Below are 12,539 nucleotides of genomic sequence, written 5' to 3' on the forward strand. Positions count from 1 at the left end.
TGAATTAATTAATTTTGATAAGGTAGTGCAAGTCACCAACTCAATGCATCTCAAATTATCATAAAAGGAATGCAAAGATAAAAAGGACAATCCTATATATAGAAGAATTTAGTTGATAAATCGGATTTGAAAATAAATGAAGCGGTATTAAAAGACATATATAAAGAAAGAAGTAGTTGAAAAAAGCTCACCAAAATAAAAAAGTCTTAAGCAGTATCAATCTAGAATTCATTATAAAAAATACCAAACAAGATGATATTGTTCTCCAATGAGATAAAATGTATAATGAGAGTGTAGAGATAAACCTTTTATTAAAGGTTTTAACTCACTAACTATGTGCATAATAATAAAAGACGAGATGCTGGTAAAATCCCGTCTGATTTGTAACCGCTGTCTTTAGGTGGTATATTGCAAAGTTTAATTATTTTTCTTTGAACCACCTTTCTTACGTTTGGCAGACGTCTGGGTGGTTCTTTTACTTTTAGTATGACGTTTTGCTACTAGTGTAGAAAGACATAAATCTCTATACTAAAATCTCATGAACATTCGTTGATAAATAGCCATTATCATAAATTTTGTAGGTACTTTCATGTCTCAATAATGTGACATGAAAGTCTAAACTTTTTGAACTAGGAACAAGAAACCTTAAACTACTTAGCTTATAATAAAATATCCATGGAAGTATTCTAAAAAATAGATTTATAGGGGATAAAATGTTCCATTTTAATAATTATAAATCTCATTCACTTATACAAAAAACAAGAAGCTTCTTAATTGTAAGAAGCCTCTTGTTTTTAGTTTTAGACAAAGAAAATTTATATCAATTTTAAATAACTAACACAACCATAGTTATTAGAGAAATAGCATCTATATACTTATTAGTATGGGGATTTTCCCATTGGAAACCTAATATTTATTTTGCCAACTTTTCAATGATTGGAGCTTTAGCAGATAATTCACCACTTGCCATATTACTCATAAAGGATGCCCCATAAATAGTAACGGTATCCCCTACTTGAATATCCTCAAGCACTTCAGAAGAAACAACAGCAGTAACAGTCAGGCCTTCACTAGAAATTTGGACAGTTTCCTTCGTTTTATTGATTACAATTCCAGTGTGCATTTTATATTGTTTTTTTAACACGTTTTCCTCATTTTCTTTTTGAACAATTGCATATTTAGCTGTAGCTGGATCACCTGGTATTGAGCCTATAAAAATAGGAGCATAAATGGTAACGGTATCCCCAATCTTAATATCTTTAAGTACCTCAGGGGAAGAAACGATAGCGTATACGCTTGAGTTTTTACCAGAAACCACTAATCCGTCTTCCGTTTTTTCAATAACTTTACCTGAAAGTTTTTGATGTTGATCCAGAGCATTTTGTTCTTTTTTATCGACTTCTGATATAGATTTCGATTTATTTACACTTGTATTAGGAGTCATTGTCTTACTTGCCAATTTTTCAATGATTGGAGCCTTAGCAGATAATTCACCACTTGCCATATTACTCATAAAAGATGCCCCATAAATAGTAACGGTATCTCCAACTTGAATATCCTCAAGCACTTCAGAAGAAACAACAGCAGTAACAGTCAGGCCTTCACTAGAAATTTGGATTGTTTCCTTCGTTTTATTGATTACACTTCCAGTGTGCATTTTATATTGTTTTTTTAACACGTTTTCTTCATTTTCTTTTTGAACAATTGCATATTTAGCTGTAGCTGGATCACCTGGTATTGTGCTTATAAAAATAGGAGCATAAATGGTAACGGTATCCCCAATCTTAATATCTTTAAGTACCTCAGGGGAAGAAACAATAGCGTATACACTTGAATTTTTACCAGAAACAACCAATCCATCATCCGTTTTTTCAATTACTTTGCCTGAAAGTTTTTGGTGCTGATTTAGAAGAGTATTAGTACTTGTATAGTCTTTTTCTTTTAATTCACTATTCATTTCTCTTGACAGCATATCAGTTTTAGCAGTAAGTTGAGCGGCTTCAGCTCGTGTTATGAGTCTATTTGGTTGCCATCCGTTATCCGTACCATTGGAAATATTTAAGTCAATTAAAATATTGGCATACTTTTCTCCCCAATGTCCTTTTAAATCCTCAAATTTACTTTGGCCATTATCATGTGTTGTATTCTGTAGTTTATAAGCATTTACTAGCATTGTCGCCATAGCAGCGCGAGTTACTTTACCGGATGGATTGAAGATGCTATTCCCTTCTCCTTTAACAATGCCAGCTTTTTCAGCTGCAGCAATATACGGAGCGCCCCAGTGGTCTTGAGAGTCTGTAAAAGAAGGTTTGTCTTTGGGATCGATTTCTATTCCTAAAGCTTTTGTTATAATTGTTGCAGCGGAAGCTCGATCTAACGTAACGTTTGAGCCCAAAGTTCCATCTGGATAACCAATTATGACTTGTTTATCCACTAAATAGTTTACAGATTGCTCTGCCCACTTGGGAACATCAGGAAATTTGTGAGTATTCGCTAAAATATTAGAAGAATAAGATAATATAGCTCCTGCAAGGATACCTGTTGTAATTAATTTGCGCTTCATAAAAATACACACCTCTACCAATCTATTGTATTACCAAATTGAGATTTTTTATTTTTATATTTATATGTTTGTGATGCTGCTGACATCTATTCAATTTGGTGTAACGATTATAGTTACTTATATGTATGAGTGTCAATGAATAACTTTTACAAAAATGTTCAATATTGACATAAAAAATCAGTATAAATTAATTTTATTTACTGAAAATTAATAAGGTGTTGACGTATTAATGTATACTTAACTATAATTAATCGTGATTAATTGAGATTGATTTTCAAGTTTGTATACTAGTTTAACAAGTATACAAAAACTAACTTGAATTTAATTAAAAAAATTGAATATAAACTTATATTTGTTCATTGACACTTATATACAGGCGGCTAAAATCGTTGAACCAAATGTAAGTTATGCTTAAAAATTTTTAAAAGATACATATTGATAGAAAATGATAGAAAATCTTTTCTCTATATAATCTGTTGGGGAAAGAGCCTTTATTTATGCAACTCTTTATATATATTGTCCATTAACAATATAGTTAATTATTCAATAAGCTCACCAACATTTATTGCAATTTTTTATTACTAATTCTTAATAAAGTAATAATGTAAATTAAATGCATGAAAATGGATAGAAATTAAGATTTAGAAGGAGAATATTTTATGAAATCCAAGTTAATTGCTACAGGAATTATTGCAGGAAGTCTACTATCCTACTCATCTAATATATTTGCAGATACTCACAAATTTCCTGATGTTCCCAAGTGGGCAGAACAATCTGTAAACTATTTAGTGGATAAACAAGTCATAATTGGTTATCCAGATGGAACTTTTGGTTCACATGATTCATTAGACAGAGCTTCCGCTACGAAAATTATGACAAAAGTATTAGGTATACAAATTGACTTTGATGCAAAACCATCCTTTACAGATGCACAAAACCATTGGGCTACCCCTTATATCGCTGCAGCTGAAAAAGCTGGCATTGTTAAAGGCGAAGGGAATGGCCTTTTCAATCCAACTGGAAAAGTTACACGTGCTGCTATGGCGACGATGCTAGTAAATGCTTATAAATTACAAGGTACAGCAAATAATAATGCCCAAAGTAAATTTGAGGATTTAAAAGGGCATTGGGGAGAAAAGTATGCCAATATTTTAATTGACTTAAATATTTCCAATGGTACTGATAATGGTTGGCAACCAAATAGGTCTATAACACGCGCTGAGGCCGCTCAACTTACTGCTAAAACAGATATGTTGCAACAAAATCAAAATAATGGTTTAAAAGACAAAGAAATCATTACTGCTACTTCGTATGAGGATTTAAATTTAACAGTGGCTTCGAAAATTACAGCCCAAGAGATTGATAGTTTTATTGCAAAATACCATTCAGATAGTCCGTTAGTTGGACATGGGCAAGATTTTATTAATGCGCAAAATCAATACGGTGTCAATGCACAGTATTTAGCAGCACATGCAATTTTAGAGTCTGGATATGGAAAATCAGAAATCGCATATCGAAAACACAATTTATTTGGGTTACGCGCGTATGATAAGGATCCGTTTAAATATGCAAAATATTTACCAACCTACGGTGACAGTATTGCTTATAACGCCAATTATGTACGAGAAAGATATTTAGAAGAAGATGGCATGCATTATAATGGACCAACATTAGCTGGTATGAACGTAAAATATGCATCAGACAAAGGCTGGGCTGGGAAAATTGCAAATATTATGGAACGCATTAAACCTTTCCGTGCGGAAGACTATACATCTGCAAAAAAATTACCAAAAAATCCTGAAATATTAGATGTTGAAGCGTTATCTAATAACATTCCATATAACATGTATGAAGATGGGACAACAGTAAATGTTGTGTCAACAGCTGCTTATTACCATGTACCGTATCCATTTAACTTAAAAATTAAAAGTAACTCAGATGTAGCAGTCGAGGAAAATAAAGTTGGTACAGTAACTCGTGGAACAAACATCTTTATTTATCGTGAAGATCCAAATGGATGGGTGGAATTCTCTTTTGACACTACTGGAGAAAAATACTGGACATTAAAAAGTAAATTAAGTATGTAATTAGAAAGGTCTCTTTCACTACTCATAATCATTTAGATTTAAATGACATATAATTATGAGACAAGTTTTTTACTTTTTTAAATATAGTTATGTACACAAAAAAGTTAGAGAATTATTTTCTCTAACTTTTATGCGCTAGTACTTGAAATTAAAAAGATGGTGGGGTTACTCCAAATATAACAGTGACTTTGTGTAAAGAAGTGTTTTCCCATTTATGTTTTACGTATGGTGGGATTTTAACACTATCACCTGGGTTAAGAAGTAAAACCTCATCATTTAGATAGAGTTTTACTTGTCCTTCCATAACAAATGCTATTTCTTCACCTTTATGTGCCATAGGCTCCATAGAAGAAGCGGTTTGAGGTAACAGATTCATTAAAGCTAATTCCAGTGATCCATCTAAATTAGGTGATAATAACTCATACGAAACATTGCCGCTTTCAGGGAAAGTTATTTTTTTTCTTTGATTAGCTCTTACAACTAATTCTTCTGTAATGGTATCTTCTAAGAAAAAATTAAATAAAGCAATATTTAATGCTGCAGAAATTAGTTTTAGTGTTTGTAAGGATGGATTCGTGATTCCTTTCTCAATCTGACTTAACATGGAAGGTGTTATATCAGCTAATTCAGCTAACCGTTTACTAGTTAATCCAGCACCTTTTCTAAATATCATAATTTTTTCACCGATATTAATATTGTTCATATGCGTAATCCCCTTTAAATAAGTAAATAAAATTAAAATTAATGTTATTCACTTATACTAAACATGTTGTTAATATACTTAATTATAATAAAGTATGATTAATTTTCAAGCACCTGCATAGTTGTGAGAATAGTAAATAAGACGAAAAATGATTGATACTTATTTTTCCATGTGAACTATTAAGTATGATGACCTGATTATATGATTGAATTTCTGTATAAGATTTTGGGATTGACAATAATGCAATAGCGGATGGACTGGCACTTGGAATAGCATTTGGGTTTGTAGGGGAAGCAATGGAACCATTTTTATGTGGGGCATATACAGTTGGTGATAATCATTTATATAAACTATTAAAAAAAATAGTGGGTAAAGAGGTTATTTAGCTAGAACCAACAATATTAGCAGGAATGATTAGACCTATTAAATTGCATAAAGTGGGGGAGAGGCTCTTTACAAAATAATGATTTAAAACATAAATTGAATCAAGGTACACAAATTGTATAGGGAGCAGGAGGAAGTATGATTCCAAAAAAAGTAATGGAAGAAAATACTATCAAACAGATTCTCAGTTAATTAAAAAGAAGTTCTAATAAATAAATGACAACATATGAGTAAACACCAATGCTTTATTATAAAATTTTTTAGGAAGTGAAAACATTATGAAATCAGCTTTAACTAACATTATAATCTCCTTGATTCTTGCAGTAGGAGGGGTCATTTCGCTTTTGTTTACTTTAATGGAAGGTCAAGATTGGATCTGGGATTGGGTAGGGTTATTACTCGCATATCTATCTTTGGGCATTTTAATAGCCTTATATAATAAAACTGTGGATCACAAAACATTATCTAGAATATTAAAAAGAATTTTGTTTATTTCCTTTAATGCTACAGTATTAGGAATAATAATAGGGATAACATGCCAACTATTAGGAAAGGCGAATCTTACTATAATGATGTATTATTGGTTGATAATGTTATTACTACATTTCATTACTATAATAACATTAGTTATCCTAGTATATGTACATCAAAATAGTCAAAATTACAGCCTGTTATATATATTTATTGTAATTTTAAACATTTTCCTTACCCTAGGACCAGTATTATATCCTTTGGTTCTAACTATCATAGGAAATGGCATGAATGCTAGTGCAGGACACTAATTTTTACCTATATAGATTATTAAAATAAGTAATCCAAAATTGACATTGGTTAAGTTAAAGAACTTTATAAGCTAATAGGATAATATAACTAAACAACATAAAGTGAAATAATAGGATAGAAAGAAGATTATAATATGAAAATTAAGCTTAAGAAAAAAAGAATTATAAGTGTATTGTTGGCTATTACATTAGTAGCAATAGGGTATTACATGTTTCAATCTATTACAAATCCTAAGCTGGTAAATGCAGAAGAAGTATACAGTGTTCAACATGTTAGCAGTCTACCTAAAAATGAATTGAAAAAATCGATACCTACTCGTTTTGATGGTAAAGAAAGAAAAGTTGCATATTTAACATTTGATGATGGACCAGGAAAATATACAGCTAACCTATTAGATATATTAAAAAGAAATAATGTGAAAGCAACATTCTTTTTAATTGGCGACAATGTGAAAAGGTTCCCAGATTTAGTGAAACGAGAGCATGTAGAGAGCCATTATGTGGGCATGCATAGTATGACACATGATTTTAAAAAGCTATACACCAATCAGCAATATGTTAAGGAAATGAAAGAGGATCAATCTTTAATTAGAAATGTTATTGGAAACTCGCCGAAATTAACACGCCCACCATATGGATCGATGCCCGGGTTAAATGAATCACTTCGAAGTGAAGTGGTCGGAAATAATTTAAAAGTATGGGATTGGACAATTGATTCTTTAGATTGGAAATACAATAAATTCCCCGTTGATGTAGCAGCCGCAAAAATTGTTCAAAATGTCTTAGCTGGTGCGACGTCTTCAAAAGAAATTATTTTAATGCATGATATTCATCCACAATCTGTCTCGGCAGTTCCAGCAATTATAAAGGGATTAAAAGAAAAAGGTTATGAATTTGAAGCTTATGAGGAGAATAATCATTTTTCAATAAACTTCTGGCATGATAACCGAATATAAAAAGTATTTATTAGTTAAAAGAATGGAATAAGAAATTGATATAGGGTTTAAATATATGTAAGAGCGCGTTGACCTAAATATATAACAACACGCTCTTTTAACCATTTATTTTTTATTATTAAATTTAAGTATAGGTTTTTTCAATGTATAAAAATAATTAATTAAATGGTTTTTATTTTTATACATTCAATTACTTAATTACTATATAACAATGAGGTGGATTTAATTGTCGTTTTTAAAAAACAGTAAAATTGGAACAACACTAAACTTAATGGTAGTTATAGCAAGTGTCTCTTGTATCATATTATCTATACTAGGATTTTGGGGCCTTAAAAAAGGGGAGCATGCTTCTACTACTATGTATGAAGATAGTTTATTGCCAATTCAGTGGATAGGAGCTATAGAGTCTAATTTTTATCTTATTAATATGAATGTAAAGGAAACGATCCTATCAAAAGATGAAAAACGAATAAAAGAACTTTTAACAGAAATAGATGTAGCTCGTGCAGAAACTGATCAATTATTAAAGAAATTTGAGACAAGAGTTAGTTCTAATAGAGAAAAGGAATTGTATAACACATTTTATACAATATTCAAAGACTTAAGAACACAACTGAAAAACGTGCAAGATTTGGGACAATCTAATAATGAAGAAGCATATGCTTATTACCTAAAAGAGGTTGATCCTAATATGAAAAAGTCAATTCAGGCAATTCGCGAACTTATCCAATTTAATAATAATAATGCAGATCAATTACAAAAAAATAATACTGACAGTGCAACAAATACCATGATGCTGTTTGTTAGTATCTCCATTATAGCAATCGCAATCGTTATTTTTATTGGCTATATTATTAAAAAAGCTATTAATCAACCAATTGTATTATTAGAAAAAGATATGGAAGGGGTATCTGCAGGTGATTTAACGATACGTACTTCTTATAAATCAAATAATGAATTAGGAAGTATTGTAACATCTTTTAATAGTATGTTGGATAACTTACAACAATTAATTGGAGAAGTAAAAATCACGACACAAGAGGTTATTTCTTCGACCGATGAGATGTTACAAGATACTAAACGAGCATCCCATATTTCAAGAGAAGTTGTTCAAACAATATCTGAGGTTGATAAAAAAATAGAAGTACAAGTTACAAGTATTCAAGAAAGTTCATCCTCAATGGAAGAAATTGCGACTGGCGTTCAAACAGTAGCTGAATCTTCAGCAACGGTTACAGAAGTGGCTGTCACAACAACAGAACAAGTCAATTCTGGTAGTGAAGTGATAAAACAATCTATACTTCAAATGAATAGTATTCATGAGGTTGTTGAAGAAACTTCTAAAGTAATTGAGAGGCTTGTTACACGTACGCAACAAATAGATAAAGCCCTGGATGCAATCACTAATATTGCAGAACAAACAAATCTTCTTGCCTTGAACGCCTCAATTGAAGCTGCACGTGCTGGAGAAAACGGAAAAGGATTTGCAGTAGTGGCAGCGGAAGTAGGAAATTTAGCTGAGCAGTCTAAAACATCTGCATATGAAATCAATCATTTAATACAAGCCATTCAACAAGATACAAAAGATACAGTTGTTGCAATGCAAAGAGGTCAACAAAAAGCTTCAGAAGGAAAAGAAACAGCTAATAAAGCAGATCAAGCATTCACATCTATTATGTCGGCTATTAATAAAATCACTAGTCAAATTCAAGAAGTATCTGCAGCGACAGAAGAAATGTCTGCGGGTACAGAAGAAGTCAATGCCTCTATGTCCAGTGTTTCTGAAACTGCCACGCAAGTAGCTAAGGAAACAACTCAAACTGTACAATCTATCCAATCACAAGCAGCATCAATCAAGGAGATATCGAATCAATCTAACAAAATAAAAGAAAAAGTAGAAGCATTGTCAGCATTAGTTTCAAAATTTACTATCGAGAAGCAAGACAAAGAGCAATCAAATATAATGTGAAAATAATAAAAAATTGCTATTAAAATAGGGCAATTTTTAAGTCTGATTAACAGTTAAATTTAAATAGTTAATTATATTGTTGGATTTCCCACTGGGAGTTATTATATAGAAATAACTATCTTTTAATCAAAAGACATTTACTTATGATTTAGAGTAAGTAAATGTCTTTATAATATAATAATATTAAATTTTACAGAAGCTATTGTTTATAAAATAGTATCCACTATCTTGTCTAAAAAGCTCCCATGTTCATGCCTTTATACAACAACAAATGCACAAAGTTTGAAGTTAAAATTTAAGTCTATATTAGTAACAAAAAATATTTATGAAAGATCTGCTTTCTTGTCTCATTAGGAGAACATGATAGTCTAAATTTATGTTAATGGGCATAGGAAAGGATTCTACAAACATTAAATACGATTGACAACGCGAGATTACAAGTGTAATATGCAGTTATAGATTACAAATGTAATACAGAGAGGTGTAATTTTAAACAATGAAAGAATTACCTAAAATTTCGGAGGCTGAATTAGAAGTAATGAAAGTATTATGGTCACAATCTCCACAAACAGCAAATGAAGTAATTGAAGCGTTGGAGGTAAAAATGGATTGGAAACCGAAAACGATTCGAACGTTGATTAATCGATTAGTTCACAAAGAAGCAGTGGCTTATCATCAAGATAAAGGGCGTTTGTACTCTTATTATCCTTTGGTATCGCAAGATAGTTATTTACAGGTAGAAACGAAATCTTTACTTAAACGTTTCTATGGTGCAGCATTTAAACCTTTACTTGTAAATTTCTTAAAAGAAGAAAAGCTGTCTTCAGAAGATATTAACGAACTTAAACGTATTTTGGATGAGAAAACTGAGGAAAATCAGAGGAAGGATAGATTATAGTGATAGAAAAATTTATAAATATCTATCTACCTGCTTTTTTTGATTGGATGATTGAGACTTCTATTATGGCTAGTATATTAGTGGGACTAATATTGTGTATTAAGGTCTTGTTTAGAAATAAGTTAACGCCACGCTGGCAGTATATGCTATGGATCATATTAATTATAAGACTTGTATTACCTTGGTCGCCAGATAGTTCCTATAGTATCTATTCTGTACTTACTTACAAGAATGATGATGCATTTATTTCTAGCCAAAACCCTGTAGCTAGTATTCTTACAAAAGAACGTATGCAAGAATTGAAGAATATAGATAATACAAAGGATCTCACAAAAGAAGATACTTATACCTCAAGTTCAACACAAACATACAATAATGAAAAGACGGTTCCATTCTATACAATCTTTATATATATTTGGCTTACTGGAGTTATCCTTCTATGCTTTGCTACTTTTATAATGAACAGGCGTTTATTACTTTACATAAAAAAACAACCTGTTATTACAGATGAAAAGATTATCCAGATTTTTGAAAAGTGTAAGCACTCTATGTCTATTCAACGGAATATCCCTCTATTTGTATCTGGAAAGGTTTCCAGTCCAACAGTGTTCGGATTTATTCGTCCCAAGTTGTTATTGTCAACTGTACATATGGAAATATTAGATGAACAACAGTTACGATATATTTTTTATCATGAATTAGCTCACATCAAGCGAAGAGATGTTGGTGTGAACTGGCTTATGCATGGCTTACTCATTTTAAATTGGTTTAATCCCATTCTATGGTATGCCTACTCATGTATGCGGGAAGATCAAGAACTAGCATGCGATGCATTAGCTCTTACATGTATAGATTCAGAGGAACAAATTGCGTATGGACATACTATTATTAGTCTTTTGGAACACTACTCAAGTTATTATCAAGTACCAAGTATAGCAAATTTTAGTAAAAACAAGAGAGCGTTAAAAAGGAGAATTCTAATGATTAAAAAATTCCAAAAAAAATCATATCGTTGGTCTGCGATAGGGGCTGTGGCAGTGATTGCAGTATCATCTGTATCCTTATTAAACGCCCGTGCTGATCAGCCGACTAACCCTGAGAAACAACAATTAGAAGTGAAAAATAATATGAAAGAATTAAAAACACGAACAGATGCTCCTATACAGCGAATTGTAGAAAAAATGATTGGTACAAAAGAACAAGCAGAAGCAGAATTTTTTGTTTCCGAAGGAGACTATAATACTTTACTTACAGAGATTGGAGTGGCGAGGAATCTGTTTACGAAAGAAGAATTTGATCGATTCATTACATTGGAAACAGAAGCACATATTTTAGATAAAAAAGTAAGGCAAGTAGGAAGTCCTGAAAAGTTAGACCCAGAAGAGGAAAAAAAATATGAGAAAAACAGTGAAGAAATTGGACCATTTAGAGAGAAAATTCATTCGCATTTTAGATTAACTAAAAAGGAAGCACAGAAATATGTTGATTTTCCAATTAACACCCCAAGTTATGTGGTAAAAGGGTTTAAATTAACTGGAGAAGGTGTTAATACACCGATGACTACTGGAAAAATGAATCCCGATTTTATTTATGAATATCAAAATGAAAGTAAAGATAATGTATATATTGTGCACCAATCTGCAGTTACTGCTGAGGGAATAGAATTCTCGAATAAAAAAGCGGATTATAATGAAAAGGTAACAAATTATGAATTAGAAGGTACAAAAATAACCTTAGTTGAAAGTCTTGATACAGAGGAAACCTATAAAGTAATGCAAATGATTGTTCCTGCAAAAGGAAAGAATAGCGCTTTTCAAGTCTTTATTATTGCAGGTGATTTAAGTAAAGAAGAAACAGAGAAAGTTATGCTGTCCTTTCTAAAATAAAAATAGAGTCTCAGGATCCCGTTCTTGAGGCTATATTTTTTAGCTTAAACGAAACCTATAAGTGGGAAGAGAAATTAGTATAGTCTATATAATAAAAAAGTAAAATGATATTTAGTTTTGCTAGCTTGATTGAGGTGGATAAAAAATAACAATTTAAAACATAAATTGAATCTAGGTAGGTATATTGTATGGAGAACAGGAGGGAGTATAATTCAAAAAGAAGTAATGGAAGAATACTAGCAAATGGTGATGTATTTTACCGCTATCACCTGGATCTCAAGTAAAACCTCATCATTTAGATATAGTTTTAC

The 12,539-nt window shown here is 31.4% G+C and carries 8 protein-coding genes; 6 read left to right on the forward strand and 2 right to left on the reverse strand.

Going from position 1 to position 12,539, the window contains the following annotated elements; all coding sequences use genetic code 11:
* Nucleotides 1-913: 913 nt before the first annotated feature.
* Nucleotides 914-2,563: an S-layer homology domain-containing protein gene (locus NST27_RS29380; protein ID WP_000823692.1), complete on the reverse strand. Its 1,650-nt coding sequence runs from the start codon at nucleotides 2,561-2,563 to the stop codon at nucleotides 914-916.
* A 659-nt stretch (nucleotides 2,564-3,222) separates the two neighbouring features.
* Here NST27_RS29380 and NST27_RS29385 point away from each other — a divergent pair.
* Nucleotides 3,223-4,650, forward strand: coding sequence for an S-layer homology domain-containing protein (locus NST27_RS29385; protein WP_000837502.1), 1,428 nt, complete (start codon nucleotides 3,223-3,225; stop codon nucleotides 4,648-4,650).
* Nucleotides 4,651-4,798: 148 nt separating this feature from the next.
* Here the strand turns inward: NST27_RS29385 and NST27_RS29390 are convergent, their stop codons facing one another.
* Nucleotides 4,799-5,353 (reverse strand): helix-turn-helix domain-containing protein, encoded by a 555-nt coding sequence (locus NST27_RS29390; RefSeq protein WP_001059761.1) that lies wholly within the window; start codon nucleotides 5,351-5,353, stop codon nucleotides 4,799-4,801.
* Between the two features lie 662 nt (nucleotides 5,354-6,015).
* Here NST27_RS29390 and NST27_RS29395 point away from each other — a divergent pair.
* From NST27_RS29395 to NST27_RS29415, 5 genes are all read left to right on the forward strand, one after another.
* Complete coding sequence (locus tag NST27_RS29395; protein WP_061661837.1) at nucleotides 6,016-6,519, forward strand: DUF3902 family protein; 504 nt, start codon at nucleotides 6,016-6,018, stop codon at nucleotides 6,517-6,519.
* 134 nt (nucleotides 6,520-6,653) lie between these two features.
* A complete protein-coding gene (locus tag NST27_RS29400; RefSeq protein WP_000694601.1) occupies nucleotides 6,654-7,475 on the forward strand; it encodes a peptidoglycan-N-acetylglucosamine deacetylase in 822 nt (273 codons plus the stop codon).
* A gap of 226 nt (nucleotides 7,476-7,701) precedes the next feature.
* Nucleotides 7,702-9,444, forward strand: coding sequence for a methyl-accepting chemotaxis protein (locus NST27_RS29405; RefSeq protein WP_000008935.1), 1,743 nt, complete (start codon nucleotides 7,702-7,704; stop codon nucleotides 9,442-9,444).
* A 496-nt stretch (nucleotides 9,445-9,940) separates the two neighbouring features.
* Nucleotides 9,941-10,342, forward strand: coding sequence for a BlaI/MecI/CopY family transcriptional regulator (locus tag NST27_RS29410; RefSeq protein WP_000661434.1), 402 nt, complete (start codon nucleotides 9,941-9,943; stop codon nucleotides 10,340-10,342).
* Nucleotides 10,342-12,228, forward strand: a complete 1,887-nt coding sequence (locus NST27_RS29415) for a M56 family metallopeptidase (protein WP_098349474.1) — start codon at nucleotides 10,342-10,344, stop codon at nucleotides 12,226-12,228. Before NST27_RS29410 ends, NST27_RS29415 begins: the two co-directional genes overlap by 1 nt.
* The last annotated feature ends 311 nt before the right edge of the window (nucleotides 12,229-12,539 follow it).

Origin of the sequence: Bacillus sp. FSL W8-0770 (assembly GCF_038008705.1) — a bacterium.
Taxonomy (GTDB): domain Bacteria; phylum Bacillota; class Bacilli; order Bacillales; family Bacillaceae_G; genus Bacillus_A; species Bacillus_A cereus.

Excerpts from the sequence above, each read along its gene's own strand:
- NST27_RS29380 (WP_000823692.1), bottom strand. The coding sequence starts at position 2,563 with ATGAAGCGCAAATTAATTACAACAGGTATCCTTGCAGGAGCTATATTA.
- NST27_RS29410 (WP_000661434.1), top strand. The coding sequence starts at position 9,941 with ATGAAAGAATTACCTAAAATTTCGGAGGCTGAATTAGAAGTAATGAAA.
- NST27_RS29395 (WP_061661837.1), top strand. The coding sequence starts at position 6,016 with ATGAAATCAGCTTTAACTAACATTATAATCTCCTTGATTCTTGCAGTA.
- NST27_RS29390 (WP_001059761.1), bottom strand. The coding sequence starts at position 5,353 with ATGAACAATATTAATATCGGTGAAAAAATTATGATATTTAGAAAAGGT.
- NST27_RS29400 (WP_000694601.1), top strand. The coding sequence starts at position 6,654 with ATGAAAATTAAGCTTAAGAAAAAAAGAATTATAAGTGTATTGTTGGCT.
- NST27_RS29385 (WP_000837502.1), top strand. The coding sequence starts at position 3,223 with ATGAAATCCAAGTTAATTGCTACAGGAATTATTGCAGGAAGTCTACTA.